The organism is Rhodopseudomonas boonkerdii (assembly GCF_021184025.1).
GTDB classification, from domain to species: Bacteria; Pseudomonadota; Alphaproteobacteria; order Rhizobiales; family Xanthobacteraceae; genus Tardiphaga; species Tardiphaga boonkerdii.
This window is the reverse complement of the sequence record NZ_CP036537.1, coordinates 388,624-408,229: the sequence shown is the minus strand read 5'-3', so window position 1 is coordinate 408,229 and position 19,606 is coordinate 388,624. Positions and strand designations below refer to the sequence as shown.

14 protein-coding genes are annotated in these 19,606 nt (G+C 64.3%); 7 read left to right on the top strand and 7 right to left on the bottom strand.

Going from position 1 to position 19,606, the window contains the following annotated elements; translation table 11 throughout:
* Positions 1 to 60: 60 nt before the first annotated feature.
* The 7 genes from E0H22_RS01895 (at position 61) to trxA (ending at position 12,793) form a co-directional block, all read left to right on the top strand.
* A complete protein-coding gene (locus tag E0H22_RS01895; protein ID WP_233024082.1) occupies positions 61 to 2,577 on the top strand; it encodes a sensor histidine kinase in 2,517 nt (838 codons plus the stop codon).
* Positions 2,574 to 4,097 (top strand): tRNA (adenosine(37)-N6)-threonylcarbamoyltransferase complex ATPase subunit type 1 TsaE, encoded by a 1,524-nt coding sequence (tsaE, locus tag E0H22_RS01890; RefSeq protein WP_233024081.1) that lies wholly within the window; start codon positions 2,574 to 2,576, stop codon positions 4,095 to 4,097. Before E0H22_RS01895 ends, tsaE begins: the two co-directional genes overlap by 4 nt.
* A 214-nt stretch (positions 4,098 to 4,311) precedes the next feature.
* Positions 4,312 to 4,635: a PilZ domain-containing protein gene (locus E0H22_RS01885; RefSeq protein WP_233024080.1), complete on the top strand. Its 324-nt coding sequence runs from the start codon at positions 4,312 to 4,314 to the stop codon at positions 4,633 to 4,635.
* Between the two features lie 133 nt (positions 4,636 to 4,768).
* Positions 4,769 to 5,491 carry a nucleotidyltransferase family protein gene (locus E0H22_RS01880; RefSeq protein ID WP_233024079.1) on the top strand — a complete coding sequence of 241 codons (723 nt, stop codon included), beginning with the start codon at positions 4,769 to 4,771 and terminating at the stop codon, positions 5,489 to 5,491.
* Between the two features lie 201 nt (positions 5,492 to 5,692).
* Complete coding sequence (gene addB / locus E0H22_RS01875) at positions 5,693 to 8,884, top strand: double-strand break repair protein AddB (RefSeq protein WP_233024078.1); 3,192 nt, start codon at positions 5,693 to 5,695, stop codon at positions 8,882 to 8,884.
* Positions 8,881 to 12,372, top strand: a complete 3,492-nt coding sequence (addA, locus tag E0H22_RS01870; protein WP_233024077.1) for a double-strand break repair helicase AddA — start codon at positions 8,881 to 8,883, stop codon at positions 12,370 to 12,372. Before addB ends, addA begins: the two co-directional genes overlap by 4 nt.
* Before the next feature lie 100 nt (positions 12,373 to 12,472).
* On the top strand, positions 12,473 to 12,793 hold the full coding sequence (trxA, locus tag E0H22_RS01865; protein ID WP_233024076.1) for a thioredoxin: 321 nt from the start codon (positions 12,473 to 12,475) through the stop codon (positions 12,791 to 12,793).
* A 181-nt stretch (positions 12,794 to 12,974) separates the two neighbouring features.
* Here the strand turns inward: trxA and E0H22_RS01860 are convergent, their stop codons facing one another.
* The 7 genes from E0H22_RS01860 to E0H22_RS01830 form a co-directional block, all read right to left on the bottom strand.
* The gene (locus E0H22_RS01860) at positions 12,975 to 13,715 is read right to left on the bottom strand and encodes a metallophosphoesterase family protein (protein WP_233024075.1); all 741 of its coding nucleotides are present in this window, start codon (positions 13,713 to 13,715) and stop codon (positions 12,975 to 12,977) included.
* Positions 13,716 to 14,036: 321 nt separating this feature from the next.
* Positions 14,037 to 15,365, bottom strand: a complete 1,329-nt coding sequence (locus E0H22_RS01855) for a bifunctional folylpolyglutamate synthase/dihydrofolate synthase (RefSeq protein WP_233024074.1) — start codon at positions 15,363 to 15,365, stop codon at positions 14,037 to 14,039.
* Positions 15,362 to 16,285, bottom strand: coding sequence for an acetyl-CoA carboxylase, carboxyltransferase subunit beta (gene accD, locus E0H22_RS01850; RefSeq protein ID WP_233024073.1), 924 nt, complete (start codon positions 16,283 to 16,285; stop codon positions 15,362 to 15,364). The genes E0H22_RS01855 and accD overlap by 4 nt, the downstream gene beginning before the upstream one ends.
* Before the next feature lie 105 nt (positions 16,286 to 16,390).
* Entirely contained in the window at positions 16,391 to 17,227 is an 837-nt protein-coding gene (trpA, locus tag E0H22_RS01845) for a tryptophan synthase subunit alpha (protein ID WP_233024072.1), read from the bottom strand.
* Positions 17,224 to 18,441: a tryptophan synthase subunit beta gene (trpB, locus tag E0H22_RS01840; RefSeq protein ID WP_233024071.1), complete on the bottom strand. Its 1,218-nt coding sequence runs from the start codon at positions 18,439 to 18,441 to the stop codon at positions 17,224 to 17,226. Before trpB ends, trpA begins: the two co-directional genes overlap by 4 nt.
* Positions 18,441 to 19,094 carry a phosphoribosylanthranilate isomerase gene (locus E0H22_RS01835; RefSeq protein ID WP_233024070.1) on the bottom strand — a complete coding sequence of 218 codons (654 nt, stop codon included), beginning with the start codon at positions 19,092 to 19,094 and terminating at the stop codon, positions 18,441 to 18,443. The genes trpB and E0H22_RS01835 overlap by 1 nt, the downstream gene beginning before the upstream one ends.
* A 75-nt stretch (positions 19,095 to 19,169) precedes the next feature.
* Entirely contained in the window at positions 19,170 to 19,556 is a 387-nt protein-coding gene (locus E0H22_RS01830) for a lipopolysaccharide assembly protein LapA domain-containing protein (RefSeq protein WP_233024069.1), read from the bottom strand.
* Between the last annotated feature and the right edge of the window lie 50 nt (positions 19,557 to 19,606).

Below are 19,606 nucleotides of genomic sequence, written 5' to 3'. Positions count from 1 at the left end.
CGATTCGTTGCGGCGGTGCGCAGGAACCGCCTGGGGAGTCGTGCAGTTTTGGGGCGAAGGATGTCAGGCGTGATCGCGGCGATGCGTCGGACCTTGCTCTCATGCACTGCCATGGTGCGTGACGGGCTCGTCGGCGTCGGTGCGTCCGCAATACTCGCCACCACCCGTGCACTCGCCACTGAAGACGTGCCGTTGACGGTGGCCGGGCTGCTCGACCTCGACCGTCAGGAGATCGCGGCGCTCACCACCGGCGGCGCGGTACTCGGCTTTTCCGTGGTCTGCGCGATCCTGCTGATGCGCAATCGCCAGCGCGCCGCGCGCACCGAGACCAGGCTGCGCAACGAACTGCACGCGCTGCAGACCGAAACCGACCGCTATCGCGCGCTGCTGTTCACGGAACCGCAGGTGCTGATCTCCTGGGCCGCCGGTGAAACCCGCCCCGAAATTTCCGGCGACACCGCGATCATGATGTCGCAGGATCCGCAGGCGCATCAGCCGCAGCGCATTCTCGCGTTCGGCACCTGGCTGCCGCCGGAGCCGGCGCTGCGCATGGATCACGCCATCGATGCGCTGCTCGACGCCGGCGAAGGCTTCGTCCTCAATCTCACCACCACGACCGGCCGCGCCATCGAAGCGATGGGCCGTGCCATCGGCGGACAGGCCATCCTGCGCATCCGCGAGCTTTCTGGCCTGCGTCGCGAGCTCGCCGAAATGACGCTGCGTTACCGGGAACTGGTGGAAGAGAGCGACACGCTGCGCGGTTTCGCCAACGCGGCGCCATCTCCAATCTGGGCCCGCCACGCCGACGGCAAGCTGGCTTTCGCCAATGCCGCCTATGTGCGTGCCACCGAGGCGGCCGATACCGCGGACGCCATCGCCCGCAATCTGGAACTGCTCGACAGCGACCATCGTGCCAGTCTCGCGCGTGCCCTCAACGACAACCAGCCGTTCACCGCGCGCGTGCCGATCGTGATCTCCGGCGAGCGCAAGATCTTTGACGTGCACGCCGCACGCATCGGCAGCGGCAGCGCGGGCATGGCGATCGACGCTTCGGAAGCCGCCACGCTGAAGACGGCGCTGATCCGCATGGCGGAGGCCCATCGCCGCACGCTGGATCAGCTCTCGTCCGGCGTCGCCGTGTTCGACGCCCAGCGCCGCCTCGCCTTCTATAACGACGCCTATCGACGACTATGGGATCTCGATCGGGTCTTTCTGGACAGCAATCCCGACGATTCCAGCGTGCTGGACCGCCTCCGTGCTGCACGAAAACTGCCGGAGCAGCCGAATTTCCGCACTTGGAAGACGAAGCTGCACGAAGCCTATCACGCCAACGAAGCGCACAAGGATATCTGGTATCTGCCGGATGGCCGCGCGCTCTCCATCGTCACCACGCCGAATCCCGAAGGCGGCGTCACCTATCTGTTCGACGATGTCACCGAACGGCTCGATCTCGCCCGCCGCTTTGACGGCCTGATCCGCGTTCAGCGCGAAACGCTCGATGCGCTCGGCGAGGCCGTCGCCGTGTTCGGCAGCAACGGCCGCGCACAACTGTTCAACCCCGCGTTCGGCCGGATGTGGCGGCTGTCGAACGAGGCGCTGGAACAGCAGCCGCATATTGAGATGGTCGAGACATGGTGCAAGCCGCTGTTCGACGAACCTCTGGTGTGGCAGACGATCCGCGGCGCCATCACCTCCATCGACAATCGCGCGCCGGTGCCGCTGAAGATGGAACGCAAGGACGGCAGCGTGCTGGCCTGCATGTGCATGCCGCTTCCCGACGGCGCCACTATGCTCACATTCCAGGATATTTCCGATGCCGAGAATGTCGAACGTGCTCTGCGCGAGCGCAACGAGGCGCTGGAGGCAGCCGACCAGATGAAGGTGGATTTCGTCCACCACGTCTCCTACGAGCTGCGCTCGCCGCTCACCACCATCATCGGCTTCGCACACCTGCTCAGCGATTCCTCGACCGGCCCGCTGCTGGCCAAGCAGGCCGAATATCTCGACTACATCACCACCTCTACCTCGGCGCTTCTGGCGATCATCAATAACATTCTCGATCTCGCCACCATCGACGCCGGCGCCATGTCGCTCAATCTCGGCCCGATCGACATCCGCAAGACCATCGATGCCGCGGCCGAAGGCGTGCAGGACCGCCTCGCGCGCGACCGCATCGCGCTGCAGGTGGATGTCGGTGCCGATATCGGCAGCTTCATCGGCGACGAGAGCCGCGTGGTGCAGGTGCTGTACAATCTGCTCGCCAATGCGGTCGGCTTCGCACCACATGATTCTGCGGTAACCCTGAAGGCTGCCCGCAGCGAACACATGATCACCTTCTCGGTGACCGACCGCGGCCCCGGCATCCCCCCGGACAAGCAGGACAAGGTGTTCGACTGGTTCGAGAGCCACGCCAACGGATCGCGCCATCGCGGCGCCGGCCTCGGCCTTTCGCTGGTGCGTTCCTTCGTCGAACTGCATGGCGGCAAGGTACGGATCGACTCCGTGGTGGGACGCGGCACCACGGTGAGCTGCGACTTCCCACTCGACCAGTCCGCGCACCGCAACGCGGCCGAATGAGCACGCCTTTTACCTTTTCGCTCGCATTGCCCAATGAAGTGGCCACAGCAGCATTGATGGCCGATCTCGCGCTGCTGATCGGCGCCGGCGATGTGATCACGCTGTCCGGCGATCTTGGCGCCGGCAAGACCTCTGCGGCACGGGCGATGATCCGCTATCTCGCGGACGACGACGAACTGGAAGTGCCGAGCCCGACCTTCACGCTGGCGCAGAGCTACGACCTGCCATCGTTCCCGCTGGTGCATGCGGATCTCTATCGCATTACCGATCCCGCCGAGATGGAGGAGATCGGCCTCTCCCCGTTGCCCGACGGCACCGTCGCGCTGATCGAATGGCCGGAGCGCGCCGCGGGCGATCTGCCCGCCGACCGCATCGACATTGCATTGACGCATCGCCCGGCGCTCGGCTCGCTGGCGCGCGCCGCAGAGATTACCGGTTATGGCAAGGCCGCAACGATCGTGCAGCGGCTGCAGGCGCTGCGGGAATTTCTCGAACAGGCGGGCTATCTCGAGGCCAACCGCAGACGCATGGCGGGCGACGCGTCGACACGCTCCTATGCGCGGCTGATCAGGGATGACGGCGTTTTCATCCTGATGAATGCGCCGAAGCGGCCGGACGGCGCGCCCATCTATGCCGGCAAGTCGTATAGTGCCGCGGTGCATCTGGCCGAAGACGTGAAGCCGTTTGTCGCCATCGCCAATGGGTTGCGCGCGCAAGGCATCTCCGCACCCGTCATCCATCATGCCGACCTCGATACAGGCTTTCTGATCACCGAGGACTTCGGTACGGAAGGCGTGATCGCGGGATCGCCTCCCGCGCCAATGGTCGAGCGCTATCAGGCGGCGACGGACATGCTTGCCATGCTGCACAGCAAGACGTTACCGGACACGCTGCCGCTGTTGCCGCATCGAGATTATGCGATCCCAGTCTTCGACACTGAAGCGCTGCTGATCGAAGTGGGTCTGATGCCGGAATGGTATCTGCCGGATCGCGGTGCAGCGCCGAGTGAGGTACTGCAGGCGGAGTTCATCGCGCTCTGGCGCGATCTTCTCACCTCGATCGAAGTCACGGTGCGCACCTGGGTGCTGCGCGACTTCCATTCGCCGAACATGATCTGGCTGCCGGAGCGCGACGGGATCAACCGGATCGGTGTCATCGACTTCCAGGATACGGTGCTGGGTCCGCCGGCCTATGATGTCGTCTCGCTGCTACAGGATGCGCGCATCGACGTGCCCGAGGCCACCGAGCTCGCCCTGCTGTCGCGCTACATCAAGGCACGGCGCACAGCGGCGCCGGATTTCGACGCCGCCGGCTTTGCGGAGCTCTATGCGATCATGTCCGCGCAGCGGAACACACGGCTGCTGGGAACGTTCGCACGTTTGAACCGCCGCGACGGCAAGCCACACTATCTGAAACACCAGCCGCGCATCTGGACCTATCTCACCCGTTCGCTGGCGCATCCGCGGCTGGCTGAATTTCGCGCATGGTATGAGCGGTATGTACCGGCGCCGGGGGGATAGCACGATCCGTCTGCCCCGCATGCGATCCCCGCAAAAGCGGAGATCCAGTAAACGACGTCTGTGCAGTCTAATCGCAGAAGCCGGGCGGCAACAGTCACGTGCACCCATCCCCCAATCCTTAACGCAATCTTAGCCACGATCGCCTTACTCTTGTCGTCTGGATCGGCCATGCCTCGCGTGATGGGCATGCGGTGTTGCGTAAGGATCGGTCAGCATGACGACGGAACGACGAACGGATCATCGGGTCGTATTCGAGCGCGGCTTTCCCGCGCAGATGATGGGCATCGACGGCACTTGGCGCCGCGCCTGCGTTCTCGAAGACGTATCCGAAACCGGTGCGAAGCTGACCGTCGGAAGCTCGGTCGAAGGACTTAACCTGAAAGAATTCTTCCTGCTGCTGTCATCCACCGGCCTGGCTTATCGACGCTGCGAACTCGGCTGGGTGAATGGCGACCAGATCGGCGTGAATTTCCTCAAACCCGGCGACAAGAAGAAGAAAAATTCCAGACCGCAGGAGAGCGAAGCAGCGAACGCCTAAGCGCTGTTGACGCGCGTTACGGTGTCGCATCGTCGTCACATCGTCCGCTTATTGCTCGATCAATTTATGCGCGATACCGCACGGCGTGCTACACTCCAATCGTCATCCGAGTCGAACCCAAAGACGCATCGTCATGTCCGTGAAGCCCACCAAAGCCATGGTTCTCGCTGCCGGCCTCGGGCTGCGCATGCGCCCGCTCACCGAGACCATGCCGAAACCACTCGTTGCCGTCGCCGGCCAGCCGCTGCTCGATCACGTGCTCGACAAGCTCGCTGCCGCCGATATTGGCGAGGCCGTGGTCAATGTACATTACCTGCCGGATCAGATTATCGATCACGTCAAGTCGCGCACCGCGCCGAAGATCATCATCTCCGACGAACGCGACCAGGTGCTCGGCACCGGTGGCGGCGTCAAGAAGGCGCTGCCGCTGCTGGGCGACGCGCCGTTCTATCATCTCAATGCCGACACCCTGTGGATCGACGGCGCGCGCTCCAATCTCGTGCGCCTCGCAGAGAATTTCGATCCGGCGAAGATGGATATCCTGCTGCTGATGGCACCGACCGCGAACAGCATCGGCTATAGCGGCAAGGGCGATTACGAGATGCGTGCCGATGGCACGCTGCGCCGCCGGAAAGAGAATCAGGTGGTGCCGTTCGTCTATGCCGGCGTCGCGATTCTTTCGCCTGCGATTTTTGCCGATGCGCCCTCCGGTGAGTTTGCGCTGACAAAGCTGTTCGACCGCGCCAATGAAGCCGAGCGTCTTTACGGCCTGCGTTTGGACGGTGTGTGGATGCATGTCGGCACGCCGGACGCGGTGCGCGCCGCGGAAGATGCGTTCCTGGCAAGCGTGGCTTAGCGAGCAGCCCTGAGTTCCACCCTCATCCTGAGGAGTCGCGTAGCGGCGTCTCGAAGGATGGTTGCTACGCTCCGAACCGGCCAGCTTATGGTTCGAGACGCGCGCAAAGGGCGCGCTCCTCACCATGAGGTTCGGAGCACGCGACTCCCTTAGCGGCGCCGCCCATGCCATGATGCACCGGTTCTCCGAATCGGGCCGATCATGCGCGTTTTCACCATTCCACCTTCCGCGCCGTTTCTGCGCACGCTGGTCGCGGCGCTGGTGGATGGCACGCTGATCGATGGCTTCTCGGCGCGCGATGATCGCGAAAAGCTCGCCACCGTCACGCTGTACCTGCCGACGCGGCGCGCGGGACGCATGGCGCAGGAAGCGTTTCTCGACGTGCTTGGCGGCGATGCCGTGCTGTTGCCACGCATCGTACCGCTCGGCGATGTGGATGAAGAAGAACTCGTTTTCGCGCACGCGGCGGCGCCCGAGACGCTGGACCTCCCCGACATGCCACGCGCGCTCGATGGCCTGCAGCGCCGCCTGCTGCTGGCGCAACTGATCGGCGCCTGGGCCAAGCGGCTCGCGCCCGGCGATCCCGCACAGGCACCGCTGGTGGTGGGCGGCCCCGCCTCTACACTCGCGCTGGCCGACGATCTGGGGCGGCTGATGGATGACATGGCGACACGCCAGGTCAAGTGGAGCGCGCTCGACGGCCTCGTGCCCGATGCGCTCGACCGCTACTGGCAACTGACGCTGCAATTCCTTTCCATCGCCAGGGAGGTGTGGCCGAACATCATGACGGCGCACGACGCCATCGAGCCGGCGGTGCGGCGCGACCTCCTGATCGATGCAGAAGCGGCGCGGCTGAAGGCGCACAAAGGCGGGCCGATTATCGCCGCAGGCTCCACCGGCTCGATGCCGACCACGGCGAAGTTTTTGCACGCAGTGGCGCAGCTTCCGCACGGCGCCGTGGTGCTACCGGGCCTCGACACCGATCTGGACGAGGCCTCGTGGCAGCTGATCGGCGGCAGCAGGGACGTGCTGGGCTTCGTCGAATCCTCTGCATCGAACCATCCGCAATATGCGCTGCATGCGCTGCTGGAACGTTTCGATATCAAGCGCAGCGATGTGACCGTCCTCGGCACGCCTTCGCCACATGGGCGCGAATTGCTGGCTTCGGAGGCGATGCGGCCGTCCAATGCGACGGCGCAATGGCATCAGCGCCTTGCCGAGCCCGTCGTTCAGCAGAAGATCGCTGCGGGCATGACGAAACTCTCTGTCATTGCCGCCGCCAATCCGGAAATGGAAGCGCTCAGCATAGCGATCGCGATGCGCGAGGCCCATGAGCAGAACAAATCCGCCGCGCTGGTGACGCCGGATCGCGCGCTGGCGCGGCGCGTGATGGCGGCATTGGGACGCTGGAACCTGTTGTTCGACGATTCCGGCGGCGATTCGCTGACCGAAACATCTGCAGGCATTTTCACGCGACTCGTTGCCGAGGCTGCGGCCGAACAGTTCGAGCCGGCAACGCTGCTCGCGCTGCTGAAACATCCGTTGTTTCGGCTCGGCAAGCAGGCATACGGCTGGAAGGACGCTATCGAAACGCTGGAGCTGGCATTGCTGCGCGGCACGCGACCGGCGCCGGGCACTGCGGGACTCAAACAGGATTTCGCGCGTTTCCGCGACGAACTCGGCAAGCTGCATCGCCGTGAGGCCTCGATGTTGCACGCGGCAGAGCCGAGGGCGAAGCTCGCTGGCGAGAGGCTCGACCGTACCGAAGATCTGATCGCGGAACTGCAGACGGCGCTGGCGCCGCTGGAGAGCATCCATCCGACCCGCCCCATCGATTTCGCCGAGGTCGCAAGGCGACACCGCGAGGCGATCGAGCGATTGTCGCGCGACGACAAAGGCGGCGCCATTGCGCTGGCCGGCCGGACAGGTGGCAATGCGCTAGCGAACGCGTTCGAAGATCTCTGCGTCATGGAGACGCCGGAGGATGGCGGCGCGGACCGGCTGCGCCTCTCCGGGCTTACGCTGCAACTGCGCGACTACCCGGAAGTGTTTCAGACCGCCTTCGGCGATCGCATCGTGCGACGGCCGGAGGTCGCCGATGCCAAGCTCCGCATCTTTGGTCAGCTCGAGGCACGTCTCACACAATCCGATCGCGTCATTCTCGGCGGCCTTGTCGAGGGTGTCTGGCCGCCGTCGCCACGAATCGACCCGTGGCTGAGCCGGCCGATGCGTAACCAGCTCGGCCTCGACCTGCCGGAGCGCCGCATCGGCCTCACCGCCCACGACTTCGTGCAGTTGCTCGGCCATGACGAAGTGATCCTCAGCCATGCCGCAAAGGTCGGCGGTGCGCCGGCGGTCGCCTCGCGGTTCCTGCATCGCCTGGAAGCGGTGGCGGGCGAGGACCGCTGGGCAGCCGCGGTCAAGGCCGGCGAGACCTATGTGCGCTATGCTGAAACGCTGGACCAGCCCGACAAGGTCACGCCGATCACGCAGCCGGAGCCGAAGCCGCCACTGATCGCGCGGCCGCTGCGCCTCTCGGTCACTGCCATCGAGGACTGGCTGCGCGATCCCTATTCGATCTATGCGAAATACATTCTCGGTCTCGCGCCGCTCGATCCCGTGGACATGCCGCTGTCCGCCGCCGATCGCGGCTCGGCGATCCACAATGCGATCGGCGATTTCACGCTGGAGTTCAGCAAGGCGCTGCCGCCCGACCCTGCTGCGGCGCTTCGCAACATCGGCAAAGCGCATTTCGCTCCACTGATGAACCGCCCGGAGGCGCAAGCGCTGTGGTGGCCGCGGTTCCTGCGCATCGCATCCTGGTTTGCGAACTGGGAGATCGAACGGCGTATCAATGTTGCCAGCATCGATGCGGAAGTGGGAGGCGAAATCAGGATTCCGCTCGATCAAGGCCGGATCTTTACGCTGACAGCGCGCGCCGACCGTATCGAGCATCGCACGGACCGCACCTTCGCGCTGCTCGACTACAAAACCGGCAATCCGCCAACGGGCAAACAGGTGAGGATGGGGCTGTCGCCGCAGCTCACGCTGGAAGCCGCGATCCTGCGCGAAGGCGGCTTCCCGGGCATTGCCGCAGGCAGCTCGGTGAGCGAACTCACTTATGTTCGCCTCAGCGGCAACAACCCACCAGGTGAGGAACGTCCCATCGAGCTGCGTATCGAGCGCAAGGACGAGCCGCAGCATCCCGACGATGCCGCGATCGAGGCGCGCGCACGTCTCGAAGGCCTCATTCGAAAATTCGAGGACGAAACGCAGGGCTACACATCCCTCGCGCTGTCCATGTGGTCGAACCGCTACGGCACCTATGACGATCTCGCTCGCATCAAGGAGTGGTCCGCCAATGGCGGCACCTCCGGGGGAGCCGAGGCATGAGCGGCCCACGCAACATTCCCGACGCCGCGACGGCAAGGCAGAAGCTGGCTTCGGACCCGTCATCCTCGGTATTCGTTTCGGCCAATGCCGGCTCTGGCAAAACCTATGTGCTGGTCAACCGCGTGATCCGTCTGCTGCTCGACGGCGTGCCGCCGGAGAAAATTCTGTGCGTGACCTTCACCAAGGCCGCCGCAGCGAATATGGCGGAACGCGTATTTTCGCGGCTCGGGCATTGGGTCACGCTGGATGACGCCGCGCTCGATACAGAAATTCGCAATGCGGGCGTAGCCACGCCGAATGCGCGGATGCGCGCACGAGCCCGCGAACTGTTCGCAAGCGCGCTGGAGACGCCGGGCGGACTCAAGGTGCAGACCATCCACGCCCTCTGCACACGGCTGCTGCAGCAATTTCCGTTCGAGTCGAACGTGCCGGCCCGCTTCAGCGTGCTCGACGATCGCGACCAGAACGAGATGATGGAGCGCGCGTCGCTCAAGGTGCTGCTGCAAGCCGCAGCTGCGCCCGATAGCGCCGAAGGCAGGGCGTTGACTGTCGCTATGACTTCGGCCGCCGATGTCACCTTCCGCGAAGTCGTGCGCGAAGCGAGCCTGAGCCGCGATAAGTTTCTGGCGTGGATCGCTCATGCCGGCTCGACCGAGATCGCGATGGCGCAGCTTTGCGCGACGCTCGGCGTGTCCGCGACCGATACACGCGAGGCGATCGAGCTTGAGATCGTCGATGGCCCGCATTTGCCGCGCAGGGACTGGATCGCCACCGCCGACATTCTTGCGACCGGCAGCAAGACCGATGGCGATCAGGCAACGCGGCTGCGCGACGCGCTCGTTCTCTTCGGCACCGAGCAGGTCGAAAAGTATCTCGAACTGTTCCTGACCAAGGAGCAGAGCCTGCGAAAATCGCTGGCGACCAAGAAGATTTCGGATGACCGCCCCGATGTGCTGGCCACTCTGCAGCGCGAGGGCGAGCGCATCATCCCGCTGCTGGACCGCCGCCGCGGCGTCGCCACGCGCGAACGCACGGAGGCTCTGCTGGCGATCGCAAGCCAGGTGGCGGAAAATTATCGCCGCGAGAAGATCGAACGCGGGCTGCTCGATTATGACGACCTGATCGACCGGACGCTGGCGCTGCTCGATAGCGGCGCCGCAGGCTGGGTACATTACAAGCTCGATCGCGGTGTCGATCACGTGCTGATCGACGAGGCACAGGATACGAGCCCGCGGCAATGGGATATTCTCACGCATCTGATCGCGGAATTCACCTCCGGCGAAGGCGCGCGCGACGGCGTCAAGCGGACGATCTTCGCCGTCGGCGACGAGAAGCAGTCGATCTTCTCGTTCCAGGGCGCGGCACCGCGCGAGTTCGACGAACGCCGGCGCGCGCTGCAGACACGCTTCACCAATGCCGGACTGAGATTCGATCCGGTCGCCTTCACCTATTCGTTTCGTACCGGCGCAGCGATCCTGCAGTCGGTCGATCACGTGTTTCGCGATGAAGCGATCTATCGCAGCATTCACAATGACAGCGCGCCGCCCGGCCATGAATCGCTGGAGGATGCCGGACCGAGCCTGATCGACCTGTGGGAACTGGAACAGCCCGACGAGCGACCGAGCATCGAGGGCTGGGACGCGCCGTTCGACAAGCGTTCCGAGACCAGCCCTGAGGTGAAGCTGGCGCGGCGCGTTCAGGCGGAGATCAAGGCGCTGCTCGCGGCAAGAACAGAGACAGGACCGCTCGGCAAGCGGCGCCGGCTGTCTTATGGCGACATCCTGATCCTGGTGCGGCGGCGCGGTGCGGCGTTCGATGCGATCATCCAGGCGCTGAAACATGCCGATATTCCCGTGGCCGGCGCCGACCGGCTGAAACTGACCGAGCACATTGCCATCATCGATCTGATGAACCTCGCCGATGCGCTGCTGCTGCCACAGGACGACCTCGCGCTCGCCACGGCGCTGAAAAGCCCGCTGTTCGGACTCGACGACGACGACCTGTTCAAGATCGCGTGGGACCGGAATGGACTGTCGCTGCGCGCCTCGCTCGGCGAAAAGGCGGCCGGCGATGCCAAGCTGAATGGCGCGCTGGCACGATTGATCGCCTGCGAACGACACTTCGCCAGCGAGACGCCGTTCGCCTTCTATGCGTGGCTGCTCGGCGGCGATGGGGGGCGGGCGCGCATCCTGCGGCGGCTCGGCCATGAGGCCAATGATGCGCTCGACGAATTCCTCGAACTTGCGCTCGGTTACGAGCGCAAGGCGCCAGCGTCACTGCAAGGGTTCGTCACCTGGCTGCGCGCGGCGGATACTGAAGTGAAACGCGACATGGAGATCACGCGCGACGAGGTGCGGGTGATGACCGTGCATGGTGCGAAAGGTCTGGAAGCACCGGTTGTGTTCATGGTGGACACGACCTCGTCCCCATCTGACTCGCAGCGGATGAACCTGATCCAGCTACCGACAGGCAATGCCGCGCCAGGCGCGGCCGGCGTCGTGGTTTGGGCCGGCAAGAAGAGCGATGATCCGGAAGCGGTCGCGACGGCCCGCGCCGCGATGATCAAGGACACCGAGGACGAATATCGGCGGCTGCTCTATGTGGCAATGACGCGTGCGGCAGACCGGCTGATTGTCGGCGGCTGCATGCCGGGCAACCGCAACGCCGTGCGCGAGCATTCCTGGTATGACCTGATCCAGAAGGGACTGGAAACATCCGGCCTGCATCTGCAAGAGGTGCGCGCGCCGGACGGCGTGGTGAAGCGCTATACCAAGCCGGGCGACACCGCGCCGGCGCGGAGCACCGCGGCGACCGTAACGGCGGCTGCGCCGATCGAACAGCCGGCTTGGCTACGCGGAACGGCCGGCGATCAGCCGCGGCGCGAAAGCCTGCTGCGGCCTTCGGACGCGGAGGATGACGACCGCTTCGCACCGCGCGGCGACGACACGGAACGGCAACGGAAGATGGCCCGGCAGCGCGGCAATCTGGTGCATCGGCTGCTGCAATCGCTGCCCGACATCGCCGCGGACAAGCGACAGGACACGGCGATGGCGTTTCTCGCCCGTAACGCCAGCAACTGGACCGAAATCGAGCGCGGCACCCTGGCCCGGCAGGTGCTCACGTTGCTGGCCGAGCCAGGTCTCGCTGCGCTGTTCGCACCGGGCAGCCGGGCGGAGGTCGCGGTGGCCGGCCGCCTCAAGCGCCTCGACGGCTCGACCTTTCTCGTGTCGGGGCAGATTGATCGGCTGGTGGCGAAATCCACAGAAGTGCGAATCGTCGATTACAAGACCAACCACAATCCGCCCCGCAAGCTCGTGGCCGCGCCAAAAGCCTATATCCGGCAGCTCGCCCTGTATCGCGGGGTGCTGGCGAAACTGTATCCCGACCGGCCCGTGCGCGCCGCCCTGCTCTGGACGGAAACCATTGAGATGATGGAGATTTCCAGCGCCGCGCTGGACGCGGAGCTGGCCGCCATCATCGCTGCGTGACCATGCCTTGACCCGGCAAGGGGGCATTCATAGGTTGGATGCATCATTTCTGGCGCACGATTCCCGAGGCGCCTTCATTGACGAGAACGAGGACAAGATCATGGGTGTTGGCAAGGTTTCAGACGCCGATTTCGAAACCGCGGTGCTCGGCGCGCCGGGCCCGGTGGTCGTCGATTTCTGGGCCGAATGGTGCGGCCCCTGCCGCATGATCGCCCCGGCCCTCGACGAGATTTCGGCCGCGATGGGCGAGAAAGTCACCATCGTGAAGCTGAATGTGGACGAGAACCCGAAGACCGCCTCGAAATACGGCGTGATGTCGATCCCGACGCTGATGATCTTCAAGGGCGGCGAAATGGCCTCCCGTCAGGTCGGCGCTGCGCCGAAGGCGAAACTGCAGCAGTGGATTTCGTCGGCGGTATAAGCTGCGGACGATGTGAGTTTGAAGGACGGCCGGTGAGTATCTCGCCGGCCGTTTTTGTTTGCTGCTCCCCCTCATCCTGAGGAGCGGCCGCAGGCCGCGTCTCGAAGGATGGTGACGGAGTTCGGTCAACTCATGGTTCGAGACGCGCGCAAGGGCGCGCTCCTCACCATGAGGGGCAGAGTTATCTGATCCATCCTGTTGCCAGCGCGCTCGCCCATTCGGGCCGCCCGTTCTGCCGCGCCAGTGCAGCCATCGCTTCGTGGTCATAGGGCACCTGACGGAATGTCACGTCCCAGCGTCCTGAGGTGGAATCCAGAATTGCGTAGCACGCATCGGGCGTGCCGACTTCGAGCGTGTGCGGATAAGGCGCGACATCGCGATAGCCGGGGCCGCCGACGCTGCCGGGATTGACGATCATGCGGCCATCGCGGAGCCGCACCGAGCGGGCGATATGGGTGTGCGCGCACAGGATGAGCGATTGCGTGATGCCCTTGGCCTTCTCCTCGATGGATTCGATCGAAGCCATATGGACCACGCCTTCAGGCGTCACCGCTTCCGTCCAGTAAGCGTTGTCGTCATCCGGCGACGCGTGACAGAGATAGACCTCATCGCGATAGATCGCGCTGAAGGGTAGCGCACGCAGCCATTCCATCTGCGCCGGTTCGAGCTGGCTGTGTGCCAGCCGATCGGACGGCCACATGTCATCAAGCTTGTAGTCGGTGATGTAACGATCATGATTGCCGCGGACATTGGCGGCATTGAGGCCCATCATGACCTCGACCGCACGGCGCGCATCGAGCGCACCGCTGGCCATGTCGCCAAGATTGACGATGTCGGCGATGCCTTGCGCACGGATATCGGCGACAACAGCCTCAAGGGCAAAATGATTGCCGTGAACGTCGGCAATAGCAGCGAAGCGCATCGAACCTCCCCAGAATCAAGCAGGAATCAATCAGAGATGACTGATATCGATGTGTTTTTATGCAGGTAGCGTGCCGTTTTCACAAAGTACAAAACTCCGCCCCCTTATCCTGAGAGTCTGACTGGAAATGCAGTCCGTCGTTTGGCGCTGCTGGTCGCCCAGACGGAGCGCGACACACCGCCCCTCATGGTGAGGAGGCGCGCAGCGCCGTCTCGAACCATGAGATGGCTTGGCCCGGCGCTCTTCGGCCATCCCTTGCGAATGGCTACGCCATTCGCTGGGAGACGCCGCTACGCGGCTCCTTAGGATGACGGGCGGAGGTTATGTCGGCAGCGTGCCGTTTTCCGCAAGAACATGGCCCGCCAGATAGAGCGAGCCGCAGATCAGCACCCGCGGCGGCACCTCGTAAGCAAGCCGGCGCAATGACTGCAGCGCAGCACCGGCGCTGTCCGCCGTCTCCACGCGCATGCCGAGCGCGCGCCCCGCGTCGGCCAGCGTCTCCACCGGCATGACGCCAGCGCGATCGGGAATCGGCACGGCGATGATGTGGCGCGTAAGTCCCGCGAAATTGGCGAGGAAGCCGCTCGCGTCCTTGTTCGCCATCATGCCGACAATGACCACGAGAGGTCGCGGCACGCGCTCCTCGAGATCGCCGAGCGCTTCGGCGATGACACGGCCGCCTTCGACATTGTGGCCGCCATCGAGCCAGAGTTCGGAATCGTCCGGCGCGAGCGCGAGCAGTTTGCCGGAGGTCAGCCGCTGCATGCGGGCAGGCCATTCGGCGCCGGCAACGCCGCGTTCGTAGATCGACGGATCGAACCTGAACTGCGGCAGCGCGCGCAGCGCCGCGATGGCAAGGCCGGCATTGCCGAACTGGTGACGGCCGAACAGCCGCGGTGCGGCGAGATCCATCAGGCCACGATCATCCTGATAGACGAGCCGGCCGCGCTCGACGCTGATGTGCCATTGCTCCCCGGCGCTGTGAACCGGTGCATGCGCCCTGCGCGCCGCACGTTCCAGGACGGCAGCAACGTCGGGCGATTGCCCGGCACTGATGACGGGCACGCGGCGCTTGATGATACCAGCCTTTTCCATCGCGATCTTTTCGCCGCTATCGCCGAGGAAATCCGTGTGATCGATCGCGATCGGCGTGAAGACGCTGGCCATCGGCTTCTCGATGACATTGGTTGCATCGAGCCGGCCGCCGAGGCCGACTTCGAGCAGCAGCACGTCGGCTGGATGATTGGCGAAGATATGGAAGGCAACCGCCGTCTCCGCCTCGAACAGCGTGATCGGCGCCCCGGCATTGACGGCTTCGACATGAGCGAAGGCATCGCGCAGATCGTCGTCGCTCACCAGCATGCCGCCAAGGCGGATGCTCTCGTTCATACGCACGAGATGCGGCGAGGTGTAAACGTGGACGCTGAGGCCGGCGGCTTCGAGGATCGCGCGCAGATAGGCGATGGTCGAACCCTTGCCGTTGGTCCCGGCGACATGAATGGTGTCAGGCAGCCTGCGCTCGGGATGGCCAAGCTGCGCCATCAGTCGCTGCATGCGCTCCAGCGACAGATCGATCGTGCTCGGATGCAGCGACGAGATTCGCGCCAGAATCTCGCCGAGCGGCGATGATGTCGGCGCGGTCTCGCTCACGCTTGCGGGGCCGAAACCGCATCCGGAGCCACGGCGATCTGCTCGGGGGCCACGCGCGGTGCGGTTTCGACAGCCGGCGATTTGGTGAGCAGGCGGCACAGGCGTGCCAGCGTCGGCTTCAGGTCGTGGCGATGCACCACCATGTCCACCATGCCGTGATCGCGCAGATATTCGGCGCGCTGGAAGCCTTCGGGGAGCTTTTCGCGAATGGTCTGCTCGATCACGCGGGCGCCGGCGAAGCCGATCAACGCACCGGGCTCGGCGATATGAATGTCGCCCAGCATCGCATAGGACGCGGTGACGCCGCCGGTGGTCGGATTGGTGAGCACGACGATGTAGGGAAGCTTGGCTTCGCGCAGCATCTGCACGCCCACCGTGGTGCGCGGCAACTGCATCAGCGACAAAATGCCTTCCTGCATGCGCGCGCCACCTGAAGCCGCGAAGACGATGAAAGGCGACTTCTTCTCGACAGCGAGCTCGAGACCGCGGACCAGCGCTTCCCCGGCCGCCATGCCGAGCGAACCGCCCATGAAATCGAAATCCTGCACGGCCACCACGGTGCCCATGCCTTCCATCTTGCCGTAACCGACCTTCACGGAATCCTGCATGCCCGTCTTGGTGCGGGCATCCTTGATGCGGTCGACATATTTGCGCTCGTCGCGAAACTTGAGCGGATCGGCAATCACTTCGGGCAGCGCGACGTCGTACCAGGTTTCGTGATCGAAGATCGACTTCAGGCGCGCGGTGGCGCCCATGCGCATATGATAGTTCGATCCGGGAATGACGAACTGATTGCTCTCGACGTCCTTGTAGAACACGAGCTGGCCGGTATCCGGACATTTGATCCAGAGATTCTCCGGCGTCTCCCGTCGCAAGATGTTACGGATCTTGGGACGGACGACATTGGTGAGCCAGTTCATTTCAGTCTCCGCGTCGCGTTGGTCGGGCGTCGCTGTTCCGATACATATGGCGGTCCGGGTGGGGACCGGCAACCGTGGTTCCGGCCGGTTAGGGCCTAATTGGGCTTATTCTGCGGCCTGTTTTGCCCCACGGACTCCCGCAGCAAGCGCCGCAGTGAGATCCGCAACCGCCGTTACCGTCCGGGCCGTAGCCTTGCCGTCGGCATCGAGCGAATTCTTGAGCGCATCGACCAGTGCCGTGCCGACCACCGCGCCATTGGCGTGGCTGGCGATCGCCTGCGCAGCCTCCGGCGTCCGAATGCCGAATCCGACGCAGACCGGCAGTTCGGTGTGACGCTTGATGCGCGCGACGGCCGCACTCACGGCGGACGTATCAGCGCTGGCGGCTCCGGTGATGCCGGTGATCGAGACGTAATAAACAAAGCCCGAGGTGTTCGCGAGCACCGCCGGCAAACGCTTGTCGTCGGTGGTGGGCGTCGCGAGACGGATGAAGTTGAGGCCAGCCTTCATGGCGGGAATGCAGAGCTCGTTGTCTTCCTCCGGCGGCAGGTCGACGATGATCAGGCCATCGACGCCGGCTTCCTTGGCGTCGGGCAAAAACTTGTCGACGCCGTAGATATAGATCGGATTGTAGTAGCCCATCAGCACGATGGGGGTCTTGTCGTCGGTCTTGCGGAAGTCGCGCACGAGCTGCAGCGTCTTGCGCAGGGTCATGCCGACATTGAGCGCGCGCAGCCCCGCCGCCTGGATCGACGGACCATCGGCCATCGGATCGGTGAAGGGCATGCCGAGTTCGATGATGTCAGCGCCAGCCTTGGGCAGCGCCTTCACGATCTCGAGCGAGGTGGCAAGATCGGGATCGCCGGCCATCACGAAGGTGACAAAAGCGGAGCGGCCTTCGGCGGCGAGTTCAGCGAAACGGGTATCGATGCGGGTGGTCACGACTGGCGGCCCTTCAGAATATCGCCGACCTGCGGGACGTCCTTGTCGCCGCGGCCGGAGAGGTTGACGACCATCAGGTGATCTTTTGGCAAGATCGGTGCGAGTTCGCTCACCTTGGCGAGCGCATGCGCCGGCTCGAGCGCCGGGATTATGCCTTCGAGCTTCGACAGCAGCTGGAACGCCGCCAGCGCTTCCTCGTCGGTCGCGGAGAGATACTTCACGCGGCCGATGGAATGCAGCCACGAATGCTCCGGGCCGATGCCGGGGTAATCGAGGCCGGCCGAGATCGAATGGCCTTCCTGGATCTGGCCGTCCTCATCCATCAGCAGATAGGTGCGGTTGCCATGCAGCACGCCGGGGCGGCCGCCGGCGATCGACGCCGCATGCAGATCGGTGAGGCCGTGGCCGGCGGCTTCGACGCCGTAGATATCGACGGAGGGATCGTCGAGGAACGGATGGAACAGGCCCATCGCATTCGAGCCACCGCCGATACAGGCGATCAGCGAATCCGGCAGGCGACCTTCGATCTCGTGCATCTGCGCGCGGGTCTCGTCGCCGATGATCGACTGGAAGTCGCGCACCATCATCGGATACGGATGCGGGCCGGCGACGGTGCCGATGCAGTAGAACGTGTTGTGCACATTGGTGACCCAGTCACGCAGCGCCTCGTTCATCGCATCTTTCAGCGTGCGCGCGCCGACCTGCACGGGCACGACTTTCGCGCCGAGCATTTCCATGCGGATCACGTTCGGCTGCTGACGGGCGACGTCCACCGCGCCCATATAGACGATGCATTCGAGGCCGAAGCGGGCGCAGAGCGTTGCCGTGGCCACGCCATGCTGGCCGGCGCCGGTCTCGGCGATGATGCGCTTCTTGCCCATGCGGCGCGCGACCATGATCTGGCCGAGCACGTTGTTCACCTTGTGCGAGCCGGTGTGATTCAGCTCCTCGCGCTTCAGATAGATTTTCGCGCCGCCAAGATGTTCGGTCAGCCGCTCGGCGAAATAGAGCGGCGACGGACGGCCGACATAGGCTTTCAGGTAACCGTCCATCTCCTTCTTGAAGGCAGGATCGGCCTTGGCTTCCGCGTAGGCCTTTTCCAGTTCAAGGATCAGCGGCATCAAGGTTTCCGCGACGAAGCGACCGCCGAAGATGCCGAAATGGCCGGTTTCGTCGGGACCGGACCGGTAGGAATTGGGAATGGCTTTTGTCATCAGGTCGTCAGTTCTTCCGTTGCGCGCGCGGCGCGGATGAAGGCGCGGATCATATCGGGATCCTTGATGCCCGGCGCGCTTTCCACGCCGGACGAAATATCGACACCGCCTGCGCGCGTGATCCGCACGGCATCGGCGACGTTCTCTGCGTTCAATCCACCCGACACCATGAAGGGCAGCTTGAGATCGAGCCCTTCGAGCAGATGCCAGTCGAAGGCCGCACCGAGACCGCCGGGGCGCGTCGCGTCCTTCGGCGGCTTGGCATCGAACAGGATGCGATCGCAGACAGCGGCATAGCCGGACAGCGCAGCGAGGTCGGCCTTGGTCTCGACAGCGATGGCCTTCATGACCGGCAGGCCGAACTTCTGTTTGATATCGCGAATGCGCGCGACGCTTTCCTTGCCGTGCAGCTGCAGGATCTGCGGACGCAGCGCCTCGATGCTGTTGGCGAGCAACGCATCGTCGGCATCCACCGACAGCGCGACTTTCACCGCCTTCTTCGCCTGACGGCCAAGCTTTTCGGCAACATCCAGCGAGACGTGCCGCGGCGATGGCGGGAAGAACACGAAGCCGACCATATCGGCACCGGCCATCAGAGCCGCATCGAGCGTCTCCGGTGTGGACAGGCCGCATATTTTAACGATCAGGGGCATGCTCAAAGTGGCCGCAGGCAATGGAACGGGATGAACGGTAAAGCAGGCGCCGACTGGCACACAGCCGGGCGGGTTCTACAACGTCGCGCCGGCCTTGTCTCGCTCGCCGGCCACATAGGGGGCCGGCAGGCCTGGCACTGGCCGCTGGGTGGCTGTGGCTGTCGCCATCTCGGCCCGCAGATCGGCCAGTTCGCTGCGGGCGCGGCGCACATCCGCCTCGTGCCGGCGAGCCGCGCGACGCCAGTGGCGCTGCCCGATCCAGGTGGCAATACCGCCGGCGATAACGCCGAGAATGGCGACGACGATCAACACCACGAAAAGCGGCAATGTCGCACCGATGGCGGGATCGCTGCTGTTGAAGGGATCGAACGAGATCGTCACCGGATGGCGATTGGCCACGGCGAACACGATGAAGAGGATCGCAACGGGAACAACGACCAGAGCCGTGAGGAATTTGCGCATCGACATCTCTCACGTAACAGCGAAGCAGAAACGAAGCCGCCTAGCGATCG